This is a genomic window from Dictyobacter formicarum, from assembly GCF_016587435.1.
In genome coordinates this window covers 1-19131 of record NZ_BNJJ01000003.1, presented here as the reverse complement: position 1 = coordinate 19131, position 19131 = coordinate 1, and the positions used below count along the sequence as shown (strand labels likewise).

General features: G+C 51.1%; 16 protein-coding genes. 7 read left to right on the top strand and 9 right to left on the bottom strand.

Translation table 11 applies throughout. The features are described from left to right. Window positions 1-151: 151 nt before the first annotated feature. From rnpM to JMI88_RS05190, 3 genes are all read right to left on the bottom strand, one after another. Window positions 152-523, bottom strand: a complete 372-nt coding sequence (gene rnpM, locus JMI88_RS05200; protein ID WP_236022825.1) for an RNase P modulator RnpM — start codon at window positions 521-523, stop codon at window positions 152-154. A 12-nt stretch (window positions 524-535) separates the two neighbouring features. Then, window positions 536-1765 (bottom strand): transcription termination factor NusA, encoded by a 1230-nt coding sequence (nusA, locus tag JMI88_RS05195; protein WP_201360694.1) that lies wholly within the window; start codon window positions 1763-1765, stop codon window positions 536-538. 316 nt (window positions 1766-2081) lie between these two features. Then, window positions 2082-2606, bottom strand: coding sequence for a DinB family protein (locus JMI88_RS05190; RefSeq protein WP_201360693.1), 525 nt, complete (start codon window positions 2604-2606; stop codon window positions 2082-2084). A 192-nt stretch (window positions 2607-2798) separates the two neighbouring features. Between JMI88_RS05190 and JMI88_RS05185 the strand changes: the two genes are divergently transcribed. Beyond that, complete coding sequence (locus JMI88_RS05185) at window positions 2799-3947, top strand: acyl-CoA dehydrogenase (RefSeq protein ID WP_201360692.1); 1149 nt, start codon at window positions 2799-2801, stop codon at window positions 3945-3947. Window positions 3948-4457: 510 nt separating this feature from the next. Here the strand turns inward: JMI88_RS05185 and JMI88_RS05180 are convergent. The 4 genes from JMI88_RS05180 to JMI88_RS05165 form a co-directional block, all read right to left on the bottom strand. Further along, window positions 4458-5768 carry a hemolysin family protein gene (locus tag JMI88_RS05180; RefSeq protein ID WP_201360691.1) on the bottom strand — a complete coding sequence of 437 codons (1311 nt, stop codon included), beginning with the start codon at window positions 5766-5768 and terminating at the stop codon, window positions 4458-4460. 305 nt (window positions 5769-6073) lie between these two features. Beyond that, entirely contained in the window at window positions 6074-8218 is a 2145-nt protein-coding gene (locus JMI88_RS05175) for a 4Fe-4S dicluster domain-containing protein (protein WP_201360690.1), read from the bottom strand. A 153-nt stretch (window positions 8219-8371) separates the two neighbouring features. Then, the gene (locus JMI88_RS05170) at window positions 8372-9337 is read right to left on the bottom strand and encodes an electron transfer flavoprotein subunit alpha/FixB family protein (protein ID WP_201360689.1); all 966 of its coding nucleotides are present in this window, start codon (window positions 9335-9337) and stop codon (window positions 8372-8374) included. A gap of 10 nt (window positions 9338-9347) precedes the next feature. Continuing rightward, on the bottom strand, window positions 9348-10133 hold the full coding sequence (locus JMI88_RS05165) for an electron transfer flavoprotein subunit beta/FixA family protein (RefSeq protein WP_201360688.1): 786 nt from the start codon (window positions 10131-10133) through the stop codon (window positions 9348-9350). A gap of 521 nt (window positions 10134-10654) precedes the next feature. On the opposite strand from JMI88_RS05165, the gene JMI88_RS05160 reads away from it, so the two are divergent. Continuing rightward, window positions 10655-11611, top strand: coding sequence for an aldo/keto reductase (locus tag JMI88_RS05160; protein ID WP_201360687.1), 957 nt, complete (start codon window positions 10655-10657; stop codon window positions 11609-11611). 58 nt (window positions 11612-11669) lie between these two features. On the opposite strand, the gene JMI88_RS05155 is transcribed toward JMI88_RS05160, so the two are convergent. Then, the gene (locus tag JMI88_RS05155) at window positions 11670-12368 is read right to left on the bottom strand and encodes a hypothetical protein (RefSeq protein WP_201360686.1); all 699 of its coding nucleotides are present in this window, start codon (window positions 12366-12368) and stop codon (window positions 11670-11672) included. Between the two features lie 231 nt (window positions 12369-12599). On the opposite strand from JMI88_RS05155, the gene JMI88_RS39290 reads away from it, so the two are divergent. The 4 genes from JMI88_RS39290 (at window position 12600) to menA (ending at window position 16596) form a co-directional block, all read left to right on the top strand. After that, the gene (locus tag JMI88_RS39290; RefSeq protein WP_236022824.1) at window positions 12600-12692 is read left to right on the top strand and encodes a phosphatidylinositol-specific phospholipase C1-like protein; all 93 of its coding nucleotides are present in this window, start codon (window positions 12600-12602) and stop codon (window positions 12690-12692) included. Window positions 12693-12909: 217 nt separating this feature from the next. Next, window positions 12910-14271 carry a cytochrome ubiquinol oxidase subunit I gene (locus JMI88_RS05150; RefSeq protein WP_236022823.1) on the top strand — a complete coding sequence of 454 codons (1362 nt, stop codon included), beginning with the start codon at window positions 12910-12912 and terminating at the stop codon, window positions 14269-14271. Then, window positions 14272-15351, top strand: a complete 1080-nt coding sequence (locus tag JMI88_RS05145) for a cytochrome d ubiquinol oxidase subunit II (protein WP_201360685.1) — start codon at window positions 14272-14274, stop codon at window positions 15349-15351. A 315-nt stretch (window positions 15352-15666) separates the two neighbouring features. Next, complete coding sequence (gene menA, locus JMI88_RS05140; protein ID WP_201360684.1) at window positions 15667-16596, top strand: 1,4-dihydroxy-2-naphthoate octaprenyltransferase; 930 nt, start codon at window positions 15667-15669, stop codon at window positions 16594-16596. A gap of 70 nt (window positions 16597-16666) precedes the next feature. On the opposite strand, the gene JMI88_RS05135 is transcribed toward menA, so the two are convergent. Further along, on the bottom strand, window positions 16667-16966 hold the full coding sequence (locus JMI88_RS05135; protein WP_201360683.1) for a DUF5808 domain-containing protein: 300 nt from the start codon (window positions 16964-16966) through the stop codon (window positions 16667-16669). Between the two features lie 225 nt (window positions 16967-17191). Between JMI88_RS05135 and JMI88_RS05130 the strand changes: the two genes are divergently transcribed. After that, window positions 17192-18649: an aldehyde dehydrogenase family protein gene (locus tag JMI88_RS05130; RefSeq protein WP_201360682.1), complete on the top strand. Its 1458-nt coding sequence runs from the start codon at window positions 17192-17194 to the stop codon at window positions 18647-18649. Window positions 18650-19131 lie beyond the last annotated feature (482 nt).

Genomic DNA, 19131 nt, shown 5'->3' with positions numbered 1-19131 from the left:
CGTAGATCAGATGCCAGTATTGAAAACTCTATCTCCCCAACGGAGATAGTGACAATAACACATACCGTTTCTCAGTATAGCTTACTGAATAGATCATTGCAATATCGTGCCGCTTGCTTAAAAGCTGAGTTGACTCATTTGTTATGCAATTTTATGAATTTGTCTCGATGGCCTTCTTGCGGCTGGACGATACTTTTGTGGTTTGTACCTCAGATAGTCGAGGATCATCTTTCGGCAGGGTTGCAATATAGTCATCCAGGGCGGCCCGATCTTCTGCAGAAATCTCGGCTTCGAAGGCCTGTTCGAGGCGATGCTCTTTTAATGCTTTCTGCCAGCAAGAAAGTCTGGCGCAGAGGTAAGCTCCACGCCCAGACTTTTTTCCAGTGGCATCGATAAGTACCTGGCCCTCGGGAGTGCGGACGACGCGTAGCAACTCGCGTTTCGGTTTGTTTTCTCGGCAGGCGATACACGTGCGCAATGGGAGATGCTTCTGACGCTGTGGTTGTTTTTTTGCTGCTTTCACGCTCACTCCTCCCTAATCTCGATCGTACTCACTATATCCTGAATGGCTATGGCGACTACCCCGGTCACGTCCTCCGCGCCGCGAACTGCTGTCTCGCTCATGGCGTCCCCCGGAACGCTCCGGGCGCTCGCGACGTGGATACGAACTACTAGAAGACGTTTCCGCCATCTCGCTGAAAGGCTGCTCTTCGAATATTTCGCCTTCACCGGGCTTGGTGACATCTACGCGCCAGCCGCTCAACTTGGCGGCCAGGCGGGCATTTTGTCCATCTTTTCCGATAGCCAGAGAAAGCTGTTTCTCCTGTACGGTGACCAGCGCCGTATGGTCCTCTTCGCGCAGTTCAACCTTAAGCGGCTTTACCGGGCTCAAAGAGTTGGCGACAAAGGTAGCCGGATCAGGGCTCCACTGGATGATATCTATTTTTTCATCGTTGAGCTCGCGTACAATATTATTAATGCGCGAACCGCGTACACCGACGCAGGAACCAATCGGATCAAGCCCTTCCTGGCGTGCGACTACGGCCACTTTTGAGCGACTGCCAGGTTCACGGGCGATCGCCTTGATTTCCACGGTTCCTTCATAGATTTCTGGAACCTCAGACTCAAACAAGCGTCTTACGAGATCACGATGAGTGCGTGAGACCAGAATTTGTAGCATACGACCCTGAACACGGCGGACATCATAGACCAGGACGCGCAGGCGCTGGCCGACGCGATAGCGTTCAGTCGCGACCTCTTCGCTGGGGGGCATAAAGCCTTCAACTTTATCAACCTGGTCCAGATCAAAATCTAACAGCCAGCCACGGACAGGATCTTTGCGGGTCAGAGTTCCCAGGCGAATCTCGCCTACCCAGTTTTTAATCTGGTCATAGAGGTGTTCATGTTCTGCTTCACGAATACGTTGCAAAATGACCTGTTTTGCCGTCTGTGTCGGAATACGTGCGAAGATGAAGGATGAATCAACATCAACAAATTGTCCGAGGGCTGCGTTCGGGATGAGACGCTGTGCCTCTGCCAGAGAAATCTCTTCGTTGGGGTCTTTGACCTGGGCCACCACTTTTTTAGATGCCCAGACATGTACTTCCCCGTTTTTATCCACTTCAATACGGACGTTTTCTCCGCCACCGAAGCTTTTACGGTAAGCTGCTAATAGGGCGGTGGCTACGGTTTCCATTACCACTTCGCGGGGTAGTCCCTTCTCGGCAATTAGTTGCGCGATAGCCGCCTGAAATTCGCTCCTCATATGCCATGCTCCTCCCGCTGGCGCCCGGTAATAACTACATCATTTTTTCGAGTGCAAAGAAAAAAAGTCTCTGGCAAACAGAAAAGTGGGGGCTGCCCACTTTTCTTTAAATGTTTACTCAATTCTGTTGCTATTATATCACGGAATTTGCTGTATGTAAATGAGATTACAAGCTCGCAACATCCCTGGAGATAAGCGCTAATAGTTATTATAGCATTTTTGTGGCGCATGTTGCCTGGCGTACTGGAGCAGCAGGTTGTTCTGTTCGGGCTCTACTGTTATCAGGCGTGAGATCCAGGCAACGTACGGAGATGGCTTAGGGCATTCTGCGCAGGCCGGTCCAGTAGAGAGCCGGTTTCAGCACATCGTTGATATGCTCCACGCTATGCTGATACGTTTTGGTGACCACCCAGCGTAGCGTGACTTCTCCCCATACGGTGGCTCGCTTGTCTTCCCATACTGTAGGATCGATCTCCTGCAATAACGCTATTTGTATCGTCCGCTGCGTTTGAAAATGCTTGAGCACCACATCCAGGTCAGGCTGTTGAGCCCAGGCTCTCTCTTCGTCGCGCACCAGGGTCTCGAAGGCTGCGTAGTGAGCAATCAAGGCATCATCTTGCCGGGTATACAGTGTACGATCAGACAGCCACAGCCGCATGTTGGGGAGCACCACTTTCTCTTCCTGAAATTGTAGATGGAAGATATTACGTGCAACCGACCAGCTGTCGGGCCGAAGTGGCGAGACACTGTTCAGTTTATCGACCGGAATTTGCTGTGTTGCCCAGATAAAGTCATTGCTACTATTCTGCAAGAGGTGTGTAAAATGTTGCGCATAATCCATAACGTTTGGTTCCTACTATTTATTCCATAGTATAGTTCTGGCTACTCCATGCAGTATAAGGTCAACATATAGCTATTGCTATTGTAAAACATTTGGAATAAGGTGATCCTGAGTCGCATATGCTATACTTCTATATAGATATATGAACCCGATATATGGCCTCATTATTGAGCGTAATTAAAGGAGTCTGGTATGGCTGTGTCTCATGTCATTGACGACGAACGGGCACTTATAGACGCAATTCGTGAAATTGCTCAGGAGCGTGTTGCTCCCCGTGCTGCAGAAATAGATCATAGCGGGACCTTTCCCTGGGATATGAAGGAGCTGCTGGCTCAACAGGATATCCTGGGAATGCCGTTTCCAAGTGAATATGGCGGAATCGGGGCCAGTGAGCTGGCGATTGTAATGGCGATCGAGGAGCTTTCGCGTTGTTGCGCGACTACGGGCCTGCTGCTGGCCGTGCAACAGCTTGGTAGCCTTCCCATCCTGCTATTTGGAAATGAGCAGCAGAAACAAAAATATTTTCCACGCCTGGCTACAGGGGAGTGGCTGGCGGCCTTTGGCTTGACCGAGGCGGGCTCTGGATCGGATGCGGCAGCCATGACGACGACCGCGGTTCGTAAGGGCGATACGTATATCTTGAACGGCTCGAAGCGTTTTATTACCAATGGTGGCCTGGCCCAGGTGAACTCTGTTTTTGCCCAGACCGATGCTTCTAAAGGAACGCGTGGTATTAGCGCGTTTATCGTTGAAAAGGATTTTCCGGGTTTCTCTGTTGGACGCATTGAAGACAAGATGGGCATCAAAGGTTCTCAGACTGCAGAGTTGATTTTCAACAACTGCGAGGTACCAGCTGAAAATTTGTTGGGCCGCGAAGGCGACGGTTTTAAACTGGCAATGATGACGCTGGATCGCACCCGCCCTGGCATTGGAGCTCAAGCCGTGGGTATTGCCCAGGGCGCCCTCGATCTGGCGGTCGCGTATTCCAAGCAGCGTGTGCAGTTTAATAAGCCGATTGCTGAAAATCAGGGCATCCAGTTCATGCTTGCCGATATGGCGACCAGCGTTGAAGCTGCTCGCCTGCTGGTCTATAATGCGGCAGAAATGATTGACCGTGGAGACAAGAATTTTGGTAAATATTCGGCGATGGCCAAGATGTTTGCTTCTGACGCTGCCATCTCGGTCACTAATGACGCGATTCAAGTGCTTGGTGGCTATGGGTACATGAAGGAATATCCAGCGGAGCGTATGATGCGCGATGCCAAGATCACCCAGATCTACGAGGGCACCAACCAGATTCAACGTCTCGTCATTGCGCGCTCATTATTGATGGAACAATAGTATTGATGGCTATACTATAGCGCATCAATACCTATGGCCTTGTGGACGGGCGCATACGCGCCCGAGCCTGTTTCTTCTATAGTGAGTTTTAAATGGACGGAGCACATGTTTGAAAATCACGTGTTTCGTGCCTTCGGCCCCTGACGCTACGCGCCTGCGGCGCTCGAAAAATTTTTATGATGTAGTGCCAGAAATGCGCATATGCGCATTTCTGGCACTACATCATAAAAAGAGCGGGGACGACAGCGCCCCCAGGCTGGCGGATTATCGCATCCTGGAGAGGATGCAATAAAACTTATATTGATATGGATAAGCGTATTTTTATTGGTTTGCAGGCCTCGGGTAAGAGTACGTTTTTTCGCACTCACTTTGCCATGACTCATGACTATGTGAGTAAGGATCTGCTGCGCAACAACCGGCGTCCCAGGCGCAGGAGGGCTTTCACTTTGACGTGACCCCCTCGCCCGCTGATCCTGCTGGTGAAGCGCGACAACCTGAATAATTTGGCTGTTAAGCATGGTGGATCAGAACTTTGTCGATGCGCCGTCCATCCATGTCGATGACCTCAAACACAAAGCCCTCAATGGTCACGCGATCGCCAACTTTGGGGATGCGTCCCATGTGGGTTAGCATAAGGCCGGCCAGTGTATGATAATTGTGATGCTCCTCTTCGTCCTTTAGCGGCATACCAATTTTCTTGCGTACTATTTCGTGGTCGGTCATGGCGTCTACCAGCCAGCTTCCATCTTCCCGTTGTAGCATGGCGCTATCCTCCGGCTGATCATACTCATCGTGAATCTCTCCCACAAGCTCTTCCAGCACATCCTCCAATGTGACCAGGCCGGTGATCTGACTATACTCATCAATGACCAGGGCGATATGGATACCCTTGCCTCTAAAAGTTGTTAGCAAGTCGTCTACGTGTTGAAACTCAGAGATAAAAAATGCAGGACGAGCCAGGGCGCGTATATTCACCTCTTCGTCCTGCTGATTGTCCGCGCGTGAGCGTAGCAGGTCTTTAGCATAGAGGACGCCGACCACGTTATCCAATGACTCCTCATATACCGGCAGGCGCGTATAGCCCGAACTCATGAATTTTTCGATCACTTCAGCGAAAGGCGTATGAACCTCGACTGCCACGATTTCTGTGCGTGGCATCATCACACTACTCACCGTACGATCGGTAAAGCGGAAAACGCGATTGATGAATTCCTCCTCCTCCGACTCTACCGTTCCACTTACGGTACCTTCCCGGGCCAGGTAGACGATATCTTCTTCCGTGATGATCTCCTTCGTACTCTTATGCTGTCCCAGCACGCGCAGGATCAGATTGGCCGAGAATGTGAGCAGGGCGACAATGGGACCAGTAATTTTGGATAAGCGATCCATAAAAGGAGATACGGTCACAGCCAGCTTTTCAGCTGATTGCAGGGCTAATCGTTTGGGAGCCAGTTCTCCCAGCACTAACGAAAAATATGTGATAAACATAACAACGATAACCAGTGCCAGCGTATCAGCATAGGGGCGTAGGACTGGAAATGTGGTGATCCATTTTGAGAGGGATTGGCTGATACTGGCACCGCCAAATACAGAGGCCAGGGTGCTGATCAAGGTCATACCAATCTGTACCGTGGCTAAAAAGCGATCAGGATTTTCTGACAGCTGCAACGCCTGTTTGGCACTTCTTTTTCCCGCATCAGCCTGTTGCTGCAGGCGACTGCGACGCGCAGAGACAATGGCAATTTCAGAGGCCGCAAAAAAACTATTAGCGAGAATAAGGGCAAAAATAATGATTACCTCAAACCCGGGAGTACCGCTCATCTTTTCATCACCTTTTACTTTTATTTTTCTGAAGATCCACCACTTATGACAAAAATATACCCCCAGTGTACACTGAAACCAGAGATTGTAAAGTTTTGGGGTTAGTTATAATACGACTCAATGACTGAGAGTATGCCAGAAATCTATCCCTGCCAGGATCATCAGGAGCGCTATCCTGTGAGCGCGTCCGCAAGAGATCAACGCAATTCCCATGATGAAGAGAGTCAGATACTATAGGCGTCACAAAAAAGAGTGGGCAGGATGTCTTTGTGCATCCTGCCCACTCTTTTTTGTCGATACCCCTGTTATTTTGTCTCGATTGCGCGAGCAATAATCTCAGAGATATCCTCAACCTTCATTTTCTCTTCGGCATCAACCCCTTTGATGCCATCTTCAAACATGGTAATACAGAAAGGACAGCCAGCGGCCAGTACTTCTGCATTGGTCTTCAGGGCTTCATTGACACGCGTCTGGTTGACGCGCTTGCCGACCTTCTCTTCCATCCAGACGCGACCGCCGCCCCCGCCGCAGCAGAAGCTCTTGTTGCGATTGCGTCCCATCTCTGTGACACCATTGCTGTTCAAGACGGTCAGGACGCGCCGCGGCTCGTCATAGGTGTCATTGTAGCGACCGATATAGCAGGGATCGTGATAGGTCAGTTTGCGCTTATCAAAGCCCTTCAGCAGCTTCAATTTCTCTTCGGCCATCAGTGAGTCAATAAAGACCGTATGGTGGACGACCTCATAATTGCCGCCCAGTTGCGGATATTCATTTTTGATGGTGTTGAAGCAGTGCGGACAGGCGGTAATGATCGTGCGATGCTTGTTTGTGATCGCCGTTGCGGTCGCGACTGCTGTGGCGGCCTCTGACTGCTCTTTATCGCCATTGCTGGCCGCCTTCGTATTAAAGCCATAACCATTGAGGGTCTCAATGTTCTGCATAGCTTGCATCTGCCAGAGATACTCATTACCGATACGGCGTGCCGGATCACCGGTACAGGTCTCTTCAGGTCCCAGGATGGCAAAGTCGACGTTCGCAGCCTTCAGAACCTTGGCCACCGAGGTCGCCACCTGCTGATTGCGGCGATCAAACGATCCCATGCAGCCCACCCAGTAGAGCACTTTGGCTTCAGGATTCTCGGCCAGCAGAGGAATATCGAGGCTGGCGGCCCACTCCGCGCGCTTATCATTGCTGATTTCCCACGGATTGCCATTGCGCTCGATGTTATTGAAGAGCGAGGTGACTTCCTGTGGAAATTCGCTTTCTTCCATGACCAGTGAGCGCCGCATATCGACAATCTTGGGCACATGCTCGATCGAGACGGGGCAGATTTCCATGCAAGCCATACAGGTTGTACAGGCCCACAGGGCCTCCTGAGAGATGATCCCTCCTATCAAGGGCTCGTGATGGGCCTCTTTTTCTTCTGGGGTTTTATCGGCCCCGATGCCGGCCACTCCCAGTTTGTTGTAGATCGAATTCTCGCCCAGGATCTCGCCGCTGCGCACGAATAGAGCCTCTTTAACGCCCAGGATAATTTCTTTGGGATAGAGAGGCTTGCCAGTATTTAAGGCCGGGCACACCGTGTTACAGCGTCCACATTCGGTACAGGCATAGCCATCGAGTAGCTGCTTCCAGGTGAACTGCTCAACTTTGGAGACGCCATAATCCTCGCGGTCTTCCAGATTTTCAATTAACGGTAGCTCTCCTTTGGGCTTGTAGCTGCGGAAGAACACATTGAACGGGGTCGCCATCAGATGCAGGTGTTTGGAGCGCGGCAGATAGATCAAGAAACCGAGCACTGTAAGGATGTGCAACCACCAGAAGGTACGATAGGCGATAACATTCGTGCCCTGGCTGAGATGGCTGAACAAAGGAGAGAAGAAGGCACCAAGGGGAGTCCAGGCTGCGCCACTGCTGGCGGCATACTCAAAGGTTTCTACCAGAGCCAATGTCAGGATGACCAGAAAGATCAGACCTAGAATAATAAAACCATCCCATGGACCGTGGAGTGCACTGTTGAGCTGTTTGGGGCGCACTATGCCGCGACGAATAGCAAAGACGACCAGAGCAAGCAGTACCAGCACGACAAATACATCCAGAACAATTGCGAAGACGCGATTCTCGCCCAGGAAAGGTATGGAGCCGTTGAACGCTCCCAGAATCAGATTCAAGAGGCCAAATTGTATCACAATAAAGCCCCAGAACGTAAAGAAGTGCGCTATACCAGGAATGGGATCGCGCAGCACGCCGCTTTGTCCCAGCACGACCTTGAAAAAGGCTCCAACCCGATCATTTATATGATCGGTACGATCCTCAGGACGTGCTTTTTGCAGCAACGTAACCAGTTTACCTACCCGTATTCCGAAGAGGACGAGGGCTGCTACAAAAAGGATAACAAAGAGTATGGTACCGAGCCATCCCCCGGTTGGCGAAATTGCAGGGGGAGTCATATGTGAACCTCCGTTGGTTGGGGCGCTATGTGCCCTGTTTGAGGATGCGTATTTATGGATGCGCTAAACGAGGAACAGGAGATACCATGAATGCCGTTGGCAAAAGCGGCCGTAAAGGCCGCACCTACGTGTTCATGGTATCTGCCAGGTGCCTCAGGCTTTCCGGCTTTTGATTTCGTTGGTAAGTTTCGGCAGGATGGCTACGGCATCGCCGATTACACCCAGATCAGCGACCGAAAAGATAGGTGCGTGCTCATCTTTGTTGATCGCAACAATGTATTTTGATCCCTTCATACCTGCTAGGTGTTGAATGGCTCCGCTGATGCCGGCTGCAATATAGAGGGTCGGCTTCACAGTTTTGCCTGTCTGACCTACCTGATAGCTATAAGGTAGCCAGCCAGCGTCGACAATGGCGCGAGTTGCTCCTGGAGCTCCATTTAATACTTCCGCCAGTTCTTCCACATAATGGAAGTTTTCGGCTTTGCCCAGGCCACGGCCACCACTGACAACTACAGAAGCATCTTCGAGGGCTGGTCCCTCGCTCTTGACCTCAACGGTTTCGAGGATCCTGATGGTCTGTGCCTCTGCACTTATGGTTGTGTTGATGGTTTCGATTTCAGCATTACGCCCACTATACTGTTCGATTGAAAATGCCTTTGGTCGTGTCAGGACAATGCCAGGGCGCTGCTGTGTCAGTGTGGCGGTCACGATGGTTTCACCGCCCCAGGGGACAGTCACTTTTACCCCATCATCACCAATGGTAAGATCGGTAGCGTCGGTGATCAGGCCCATACCGCTGCGTATACTTAAGCGTGCGGCCATGTCGCGCACGTCATAGGTTGTTGGCAGTAAGATCAATGTTGGTTGATGCTGTTGAACGAGCTGGCTGATCGTCTCAACCGCTGGTAAGGTCAGATAATTATCGTAGGCTGCATCAGCATGAACATAAACTTTCTCAGCGCCATATTCGCCCAGCGTAGGAGCTACCTCGGCAGCGGCACTGCCCAGCACCACAGCCTCGGCGCGGCCCAGTTTAGCGGCTTTACCTAATACTTCCAGTGACGAACGGACCGGGGCGCCGTCTTCCAGCTCTACCAGAACCCAAATAGTATTTGCCATATTCTACCTCCTAGAGTAACTGGTAACGCTGCAGAAATTCTGCAATCTGCTGAGCTGCGTTGCCATCGTCTTTGATGATTTGACCAGCGGCGCGCGCCTCGGCGGTGCCAACGGTCAGCACTTGCTCACGTGCTCCAGCCTCACCAACCTGCGAGGCTTCCAGGCCCAGGTCAGCCAGACTCAACTGGGTGTATGGCTTCTTTTTCGCTCCCATAATACCCTTCATGGTTGGATAAATAGCCTCGAAGGAGCCACTGGCGATGGTAATCACCGCGGGCAGAGAGCTTTCAACAGTTTGGTAGCCTTTGGGTATGACGCGTTTGATCACTGCCTTCTGGCTCTCGATATTTACTTCACGTGCGAAGGTCAGTTGTGGGATACCCATGAACTCTGCGATGGCACCGGGCACCATGCCTGTATAGCCATCAGTGCTCTCAGTGGAACAGAAAACAAGATCTGCACCCTCTTTTTTAAGGACTGCAGCCAGCACGCGGGCGGTCCCGACCGCATCCGAGCCGGCCAGAGCAGGATCGGTAATCAGAATGGCACGGTCAGCTCCCATGGCCAGCGCTCTGCGCATGGCTTCCTGGGCGCTTGTTGGACCCATGCTTAGCGCGACCAACTCGCTATTGCCAACCTTGTCGCGTAGCTTGATCGCTGCAGAAATAGTGCTTTCATCGCCAGGATCTAAGACAAGAGAAACACCATTACGTACAAGACGTTTGGTAGTGGGGTCAAGTTTAGCTACAGTGGTATTTGGATCAGGTACCTGTTTTATACAAACAAACATCTTCATTGCATATCGCCTCGTCTTCTAGTGTGGTGGACGTAGGATATAAGAGAAACTACGTTGTTTCCCAAGCTATCTTATTGTACCTGTCAAAAAAATAGAGTGTCAATATAACTGGCTAACATATCCACAATGTTATTCAACTGCATTTCCTTTGCTGGCAGGTAAGGAGCGTCTGTGCTATCCTCTTCCATTACTCTGCCATGTATATAGCATATATAGAGCGTGTTTCATTACCACCGCCATCCGATCCCGATGGCACGTCAGCCTGGGAGCGCTGACGTCCCCATTCCCTCTTTATGGTTTGAGCGCCGTAGGCGCGAACCGTCAAGGGTCGAAGACACAAAAAGCTTGCTTTTCAAACACGCTCATAGCAGATTTTCCAGAGGTAAGGTCAGTACCTGTTTATATATAGCTCAGTTTTAGTGTGGTTTAGTATGGATGGCGTTTGCGGCTTCTGCATTTAATGGGATAAGATAAGATGGATGCGAAAAGATGGAAACAAGTAGTTCGTTGATGGAGGACATATGCAGACAAGACATTTCGGCAATACTGATATGGAGATTACGGCTCTGGGCCTGGGGACGTTTGCTCTGGGTGGTGAAGGCTGGCCAGCCTCCTGGGGTCCGCAGGATGATAATGCATCCGTCGCTACTATCCATCGTGCCCTTGAACTGGGGATGAACTGGATTGATACCGCTGCCGTCTATGGCTTTGGCCATGCGGAGGAGGTCGTGGGGCGTGCCCTCAAAGGCCGTAGTGAGCGTCCATTTATATTTACGAAATGCTCGCGCCGTCCTACAGCGGATGGCAAAATTCAAGGGAATCTGAAAGCTGCTTCGATTCGCGAAGAGGTGGAGGATAGTTTACGCCGCCTGCAGGTGGATGTGATCGACCTCTATCAAATCCACTGGCCCAATCCCGATGAAGATATTGAGGAAGGCTGGACCACGATGGCCGAGCTTAAGGCCGAGGGGAAGGTGCGCCATATCGGCGTCTCCAATTTTAATGTCAGTCAGCTGGAGCGCGCCTATAAGATTGCGCCGGTGAGCTCATTGCAGCCGCCCTATTCGCTCTTGCGACGCGATATCGAAAAAGATGTGCTGGACTTCTGCTTGCAGCACAATATTGGTGTGATTGTGTATTCGCCAATGGCTTCTGGCCTGCTAACCGGTAAGTGGAACGTGCAACGCGTGCAGAATTTGCCTGATAGCGATTGGCGCAAACGCAGCGACGATTATAAAGAGCCGCGCTTATATCGTAACCTGGCACTGGCAAAATTGCTACAGACTATTGGACACGAGCACGGCCGTTCCGCCGGTGAGGTGGCGATTGCCTGGACCTTGCGGCATCCTGCCGTTACGGCAGCTATTGTAGGTGGTCGCCATCCCGGCCAGGTCGATGAGATTATCGGAGCTGGCGATTTCCGCTTAAGCGAGCAGGAGATTGCCCGCATCGAAGACTTTATGCAGCAGAGTCAATAGTCGGCAGGGCCGTGGAACGAACGTTGTACCGTCCGCGGCTCTTCTCTTTGCCTGTCTGTTATTTCGTAGAACCTCGGCGGGCCAGAAAGCTGGCCGCCACCGCTACAAAGCCTGCAATGAAGAGCGGGCCACTGATGCTGGCGTTATGCAGGGTAAATAAAAGGAACAGGCTGATGATCTCGATCAGTACGCCGCCGACCAGCAGGATTACAACCGCCAGCGATGAATTTTCAAAGGATCGGCGCACCTGCTCTCGCGTATAGACCGGACCCGTAGATTTCGCCGCAACCTGTACCTGCCCGGATGTTGGTGTGGGCTGTTGCGCCTGTGTCTCTACCTCGTTATCCGTAGCAGCCGATTCTGGCTTTGCTGTTGTATCGTTGGCCAGCCGGAGGGCTTCATAGAGGAATTCGCTTTTCTGCTGTGGCGTCCGGATGTAGACGTTGCGGCGGCCATTGCTCACCAGGATTTCTCGAAAGACCGGCTCATATTTCTTTTTGCGCCAGGTTACTGTGCGTAAATCAGCCAGGTTAAGCGAATCAATGAAAATGCGTTCGCGCGGAAAACCGCGATAATAGTAGCCGATGACGCGCTGATTGGTGATGATCACATCGCATGCCGTACTATGGCTACTCTGGCCTCCGTCCCAGATAGCGGGTAGAGCCAGTATGGGTTCTTCACCAGGCTGCATCCGGGCCTGTAGGCCCTTCAGACGCTGAAAGATTTTAGTTGCTGCGGTAGGGCTTGTATTCGGCATGCTGTCCTGGAACCTTTCTTTATTTCTGTAAAAGATTATAGCATGCGACTAAAAGCAATCGGAAGCATCGCAATGAAGCGGTGTTACCAACTACTATTGTTATTGCCTTGATATGAAAGAAAGCTAGCAATTTTATGGTGATAATCAGGCCAGCCACCATACAGGATGTTGAAGGTATGGCACGTGTCCATGTGGATACCTGGCGTACGACCTATCGTGGCTTAATACCGGATGCCTAACGTTACCTCCAAACCAGATCAGATCGGAGGAGCCGATCTGGAAGAGTTGGCGTATGGCTGGCCCGATCTGCAGGTTCTGGTGTGATCCAGAACAAAAGGGAAATGGAGGAATCCAGGGCAGGGCTGTCCATTCGACACATTGGCATCATGAGCAGCAAGAAAATCTGCTTTTCATATAGTTATTATTGTTGAATTTGTTATTATGAAACGAAGCATCTAGAATATCAGTATCTTACATATGGTGATGGACATTAGAAGTTGTTCCATTAGGAATAGTATGTTTGATATTGAGGAAAATCCCCATGATGCCTGATTTACTTGCGGCCCGCGCCCAGATGGGCACTTCTCTGGCTTTTCACATCATTTTTTCTGTGCTGGGTGTGGGTGTGCCTCTGCTTCTTTGTATTTCAGAGGGCCTGGCCTTGCGCACAAAAAATCCTGTCTGGATGATGTTGACGCGGCGCTGGGCCAGGGCGGCAGCCATTCTGTTTGCCATCGGAGCTGTCTCTGGTACCATTCTTTCATTTGAACTTGGATTGCTCTGGCCTACGTATACACGTTTCGCAGGCGCCGTAGTCGGCCTGCCCTTTTTGTTGGAGGGTTTTGCCTTCTTTACAGAAGCTATTTTTCTCGGCCTCTATCTTTATGGCTGGGATCGTCTCTCGGCCCGGGCGCACTGGCTTTGTTCATTCCCGATCTGGATCAGTGGTATGGCCTCGGCCTGGTTTATTGTCAGCGCCAATTCCTGGATGAATACACCTGCCGGCTTTGTAATAAAAAATGGCAAAGTGGTCGATATTAATCCCTTTCAGGCTGTCTTTAATCCCAGTACGCCTTTTCAAACGGTTCATATGATCCTGGCTAGCTATGTGGCAACTGGCTTCGGTGTGGCCGCTGTTTATGCGTTTGCTTATCTGCGGGGTAAGCGCGATGAATATTATCGCAAAGGTTTGATGCTGGCCATGCTGCTGGCGCTGGTGGCGATTCCATTGCAGATCGTCAGTGGTGATTTCAATGCTCGCTTCCTGTCCGTCTATCAGCCAGTCAAATTTGCTGCCATGGAAGGTATTTTCAGGACGCAGCGTGGTGCCCCAATCTCGATTGGCGGCCTGGCTGATCCCAATACCGGTGAAGTTAAATATGCTTTAGAGATTCCAAATGGCTTGAGCATTCTGGCCGACTACAATCCCAATGCTACTATTAAAGGGCTGGATCAAATCCCACGCGAGGATTGGCCGAATACGACTATTGTCCATACCTCGTTTGATGGTATGGTGGGTAGTGGCTTTTTCGCGCTCCTGGTGGCTGTAGTTTTTTGGGGCCTATTCTTGTTAAAAAAGCGTCTGCCAACGCATAAATGGCTGCTGTGGGGAGTAGTCCTGGCGAGTCCTCTCTCGTTTCTGGCGGTCGAGCTAGGCTGGATGGTTACCGAAATTGGACGCCAACCGTGGTCCATCTATGGATACTTGCGTACGAAAGATGCTGTGACAACGGCTCCTTTATTGAATGTCAGCTTTTTGATCTTCTCGCTCGTTTACGTTCTTTTAGCCGTGGCCTTGATCTGGTTGTTGCTGAAAGTAGCTCGCCGCCCGTTGCCACAAGTAACCCTTTCTGAGCAAGGCTATGAGGTGAAGGAGCCCGAGGTAGAAAAGGTTGGTGTTTAAATGGATGTAGCTTTAATTGCGCTGGTAGTGCTCTGGTGGGCATTGATTGTCTATGCTGCGCTGGGTGGAGCTGATTTTGGAGCTGGTGTCTGGGATCTGTTTGCCGTTGGTCAGTTGGCTAAGCGCCAGCATGGTTTGATTAATCACGCGCTGGGTCCTGTCTGGGAGGCCAACCATGTCTGGCTGATCTTCTTGATTGTAGGACTGTTTAATGTGTTCCCGAGCGCTTTTTATGCCCTTTCAATCGCTCTGTTTTTCCCGTTTACCATTGTGCTGGTTGGAATTGTACTGCGTGGTGCGGCCTTCGTCTATCGCTACTATGCATTGGATGAAAGCGGTTTGTTCGCGCGTGCCTGGAGCCGTGTGTTTAGCGCGTCCAGTGTGCTTACGCCTTTCTTTCTTGGCGTTTCGGCTGCCGGCGTTGCCAGTGGTATGTTGATCGCTTCCGATGGTGTGCCTCGTGCCACCTACCTGGCGGGTATGCTATCACCGTTTGCCATCACAATTGGTGCTATGGCCGTTGCGCTCTGCGCGACCCTGGCAGCTGTCTATCTGGTTGTTGAGGCTCGTGATACTGTGCGAGATGAGGCGTTGACCGAATCATATCGCACCAAGGCTTTGATTGCAGGAGCAATTACAGCGGTGCTAGGCGCGCTTGGCCTGCTGCTCTCAATCTCAGAGGCTCCAATTATCTGGCAGGGCATGCTGACGCGGTCCCTTCCTATTGTCATTGCTACCATGATTATTGGCCTGGCTACCGCCATCGCACTCTACCGCCGTTACTATCGCCTGGCTCGTATATTGATCATCGCGGAGACTGCATTTCTGCTGGGGTCATGGGGGCTCTCGCAGTATCCTTATATTATTCCTCCTCGCTATACCATCGCTAACTCGGCCAACGATCCGACTGTGATTACCATACTCTTAATCGGCATTGTCTGCGGCCTGGTAATCCTGCTTCCATCGCTCTATTATCTCTTCTCGGTCTTTAAATTGCCCTACCCTATTCCTGGCTTACGCCGCTCTGAACAGGTGAAACAAACACAGGAGCGCAAGAGCAATGAGATGATCCATCATTAAATAGCAGCTAGTAGTAGAAAAAGGGAGTTCAATCAGCCATGTTGAACTCCCTTTTCTTATCAATAGCAGCACCCGTGTTGGGCGTGTGTGGCTAGTGCGTATAGGGTCTGAGTATCTTGTGGAAGACACCAAAGAGCAAAAATGTAGGAGGCCACTGGCCTACAAAAATGCTCCAGTCGCGTTTGTTAGAGATGAACAGGATCGCAGATGTGATAATAGAACCCAGGGCTGCCCTTTGGACCATATTACCATTTTTAGAGTATACTTATGGAGTTATCTTATAGATCATAATCATTTATTACGAGAGAAGAAACCATGAGAGACGCTCAAACTATCTCCCGGAGGACCGCGCAGCCAGTTGCCTGGAAAACCTGGGTTAAGACGAGTCGCCCTTTTACGCTGACCGCGACGTTAAGCCCGGTGCTGGTAGGGACGGCTCTGGCCGGCTACGAAGGAACCTTCCATCTCTGGACATTCCTGGCCACATTTTTTTCGTGCCTGTTTCTGCAAATAGGCACGAATTACTTTAATGAATACTTTGACTATCGCTATGGATTGGATCATGCTGGCTCTTTAGGAGCTATGACCGTAATTTTCAAGCAAGAGATGACAGCGGGGCAGGTTCTTGGCGGTGGTATCTTCTGCTTTGTGGTGGCGGCCCTGCTTGGTGTGGCCCTGATCTTTATTGTCGGACCCGAAATAATCCTCTTTGGACTGGCTGGCATTCTGATTGCTTATTTTTATAGTGCCAGGCCCTTCAAATTTTCTAGCCGTGGGTTGGGCGATGTCATGGTCTTTTTAGCCATGGGCGTGTTGATGACCTGGGGCTCATATTATGTCCAGATCCACCACTGGTCATGGAGTGCTCTGGCGGCCAGCGTGCCGGTTGGTCTTCTGGCGGTCTCTATTCTGAATATGAACAATGTTCGCGACTATCAGGATGACCTGGCCGTCAATAAAAAAACGCTGCCCGTACGTTTCGGACTAAAATTTGGCCGGCGCTTCCACGCGGCCTTATTGTTTGGTAGCTATCTGGCGACCACCATCTTTGTGATTAGCGGTCTGCTTCCTTGGACCTGCTTGCTGGTCTGGTTGACTTTCTCGCTGGCCTATATCAATGTGCGCTCGGTGTTTGGAGCGACCGAACGCAAAGCCTTTATTATCGGTATCAAGAAGACCTCCATGCTGCACCTGGTCTTTGGGCTGGTCTTAGCCATCTCCCTTCTGCTCGCTATCCTGTTCTAGCATCTGCCGCCTCCACGCAGAAAAAAGAGCCCCAGATATCGCTGTCTGAGGCTCTTTTCTCTAGAAGTAATCAGTACTGTGTAGATTTGGGATGGATAAGCGGATAAAGATTAATGTCCCATCCTAGCCCGAAGGCGCGCGGTACAAAGATACGTGAAGTCTCGCTATTCCACATAGTGTTGCGCAGTCGCTCTCTGGTGGGGAAGCGTAAATCATAAGGAATGCCCAGCACATTGCCTTGCCAGGATCGCTCCTCTGCTGGACGACTTAATTGCTCGACAATCGCCATCCCGAACAATGCGCTTACCGTGAGACCGATGAGTCCATTGACTAAACGTTTCGTCTTTTTATGCCGTTTCTTTGAGCTCATAGCCTGCCTCTCCCTTCTCTTCTTGTAGAGAAAAATCGTTTGTCTACACTAAATACGGACCGCCTTTTTATAAGTTGTGCTTTTTGGTTTGACAATGATATTGTCAGCAGGTGGTTGCTGTCGGGCAGACCGGATGGTGTACAATAAGGTGAGAGAGAACGTTTGCGGTTTAGTCTTTTATGGCTATGCGTAAGTAGTATTGATGATTAAATAGAGGATGATACTGTGAAGCATGAATTATTAGCACATTATGTTGCCGGAGAATGGTTGAAATCCAATGAAGATCAATGGAGCGATGACTTCAATCCTTCTGATACTACCCAGGTGCTTGCCCGCGTCCCTCAGGGACCGGTGAGTGTGGTTGAACGTGCGGCGGATGCGGCCCACGGGGCTTTTGCCGCCTGGAAAGCCCTGACCGGTCCTGAACGCTCGGAGATCTTGTATCGGGCCGCCAATATACTGGCCGAGCGCCGGCAGGAAATCGGTACTCTGGTGGCGCAGGAGGTCGGCAAACCACTGGGCGAGGCGTTGGGTGAGACAGATCGGGGCGTATCGATTCTGCGTTACTTCGCTTCAGAAGCTGTACATCCAAATGGACAGGTTATCCCGGCCCAGAAAGCCGGCAGCTTGCAATTTACGCTGCGCCAACCCCTCGGTCCGGTGGCTGTGATCTCGCCCTGGAATTTCCCTGTTGCTATCCCACTCTGGAAGATTGCGCCAGCCCTGGCATACGGCAATACCGTGGTGTGGAAGCCAGCTGAAGTAGCCTCGTTGACCGCCGTACGTCTGGCTGAAGTGTTTGACAGCGCGGGCCTGCCATCTGGCGTGCTAAATCTGGTGCTGGGCAAGGGATCTGCCTTGGGCAATGCCTTGATTACGCAAGATGCTATTCGCGGCATTACCTTTACCGGCTCTGATGCCGTCGGTATGGGTATCGCTGAAATGGCGGCCCGGCGCAATATTAAATATCAGCTAGAGATGGGCGGCAAGAACGCGGCCATTGTACTCGGGGATGCTGATATGAAGCAGGCAGCCAAACTGGTGGCGGCTGGCGCGATGCGCTTTGCAGGACAGAAATGTACGGCAACCAGTCGGGTTATCGTTACAAATGATATCGCTGACTCCTTTGTGGAATTGCTCAAGCACGAGATTCAGGCGCTCCCACTGGCTCCAGCGACCGAGGCCACCAGCGCGGTTGGACCCTTGATCACCCAGAGCTCGCTGGAGAAAGTAGCCTCCTATGCTCAGCAGAGCACGCAGAGCGGACGTGTTGTGCTGGGCGGCAACTACGCCAGGAACGGCTCCCTGAAGAACGGCTACTTTTTTGAGCCCACCCTGGTCGTTGATGTACCGCCCGATGCACCCGTCGCCCAGGAAGAGGTGTTTGGCCCACTGCTGGTCGTTGAACTGGCCCATAGTATCGACGAAGCCATTGCCATTGCCAACAACACCAAATATGGCCTGAGCGTCTCGTTGTTCACCCATGATATCAACGCCTCACTGGAATACATCAATGCCATCGAGTGTGGCATGGTGCGTGTAAATGGAGACACCACCGGTGTTGATCCTCATGCTCCCTTTGGAGGCATGCACAACTCCAGCTCGCATTCTCGCGAACAGGGACCTGCCGCCATCGACTTCTTTACCGAAATAAAGACAGTTCAAATCAATAGTGCCGGCTAACCACTTTTTCATATGTGTGGCAGAAAAACGTGCGGATGCACGTTTTTCTGCCACACATACTTACATTTGGGGCTGAGCCCCCACCTTCTCACCCTTCTCCCCCGCCACAGGCGGCAAAAGGTAAGAATAAAAACTACCATTTGTGCAGATTGACAACAATCTGCTTATCTGCTATGCTTTGCATGTTATATAGTTATAGCTTGCCATAGACCTGAATAGTCTTGCAGAAAGAAAGGAGCGTGCCACATGGGAAATGCCACATTCTTTTTCATGCATCACGACTCCAGGCTGGCCATAACTATGCACGTTTGCGGCGAAAAATAACAAGCCGCCCATAATACGATACATTCTGGCCATCTCTTGAGAGAATGGTCTTTTTCATGCCCTGAGAAAGCTGTCAGCGTGATGCTGGCAGCTTTCTTTTTTGATTACAGTTGTGTTGTTTGATTGCTCGGAAAGAGAGGTGCCCAATGGGAACAATT

What these genes read in the sequence shown, in the direction of transcription:
- nusA (WP_201360694.1), bottom strand. Translation starts at nt 1,765, where the DNA reads ATGAGGAGCGAATTTCAGGCGGCTATCGCGCAACTAATTGCCGAGAAG.
- JMI88_RS05190 (WP_201360693.1), bottom strand. Translation starts at nt 2,606, where the DNA reads ATGGATTATGCGCAACATTTTACACACCTCTTGCAGAATAGTAGCAAT.
- JMI88_RS05185 (WP_201360692.1), top strand. Translation starts at nt 2,799, where the DNA reads ATGGCTGTGTCTCATGTCATTGACGACGAACGGGCACTTATAGACGCA.
- JMI88_RS05180 (WP_201360691.1), bottom strand. Translation starts at nt 5,768, where the DNA reads ATGAGCGGTACTCCCGGGTTTGAGGTAATCATTATTTTTGCCCTTATT.
- JMI88_RS05175 (WP_201360690.1), bottom strand. Translation starts at nt 8,218, where the DNA reads ATGACTCCCCCTGCAATTTCGCCAACCGGGGGATGGCTCGGTACCATA.
- JMI88_RS05170 (WP_201360689.1), bottom strand. Translation starts at nt 9,337, where the DNA reads ATGGCAAATACTATTTGGGTTCTGGTAGAGCTGGAAGACGGCGCCCCG.
- JMI88_RS05165 (WP_201360688.1), bottom strand. Translation starts at nt 10,133, where the DNA reads ATGAAGATGTTTGTTTGTATAAAACAGGTACCTGATCCAAATACCACT.
- JMI88_RS05160 (WP_201360687.1), top strand. Translation starts at nt 10,655, where the DNA reads ATGCAGACAAGACATTTCGGCAATACTGATATGGAGATTACGGCTCTG.
- JMI88_RS05155 (WP_201360686.1), bottom strand. Translation starts at nt 12,368, where the DNA reads ATGCCGAATACAAGCCCTACCGCAGCAACTAAAATCTTTCAGCGTCTG.
- JMI88_RS39290 (WP_236022824.1), top strand. Translation starts at nt 12,600, where the DNA reads ATGCCTAACGTTACCTCCAAACCAGATCAGATCGGAGGAGCCGATCTG.
- JMI88_RS05150 (WP_236022823.1), top strand. Translation starts at nt 12,910, where the DNA reads ATGATGCCTGATTTACTTGCGGCCCGCGCCCAGATGGGCACTTCTCTG.
- JMI88_RS05145 (WP_201360685.1), top strand. Translation starts at nt 14,272, where the DNA reads ATGGATGTAGCTTTAATTGCGCTGGTAGTGCTCTGGTGGGCATTGATT.
- menA (WP_201360684.1), top strand. Translation starts at nt 15,667, where the DNA reads ATGAGAGACGCTCAAACTATCTCCCGGAGGACCGCGCAGCCAGTTGCC.
- JMI88_RS05135 (WP_201360683.1), bottom strand. Translation starts at nt 16,966, where the DNA reads ATGAGCTCAAAGAAACGGCATAAAAAGACGAAACGTTTAGTCAATGGA.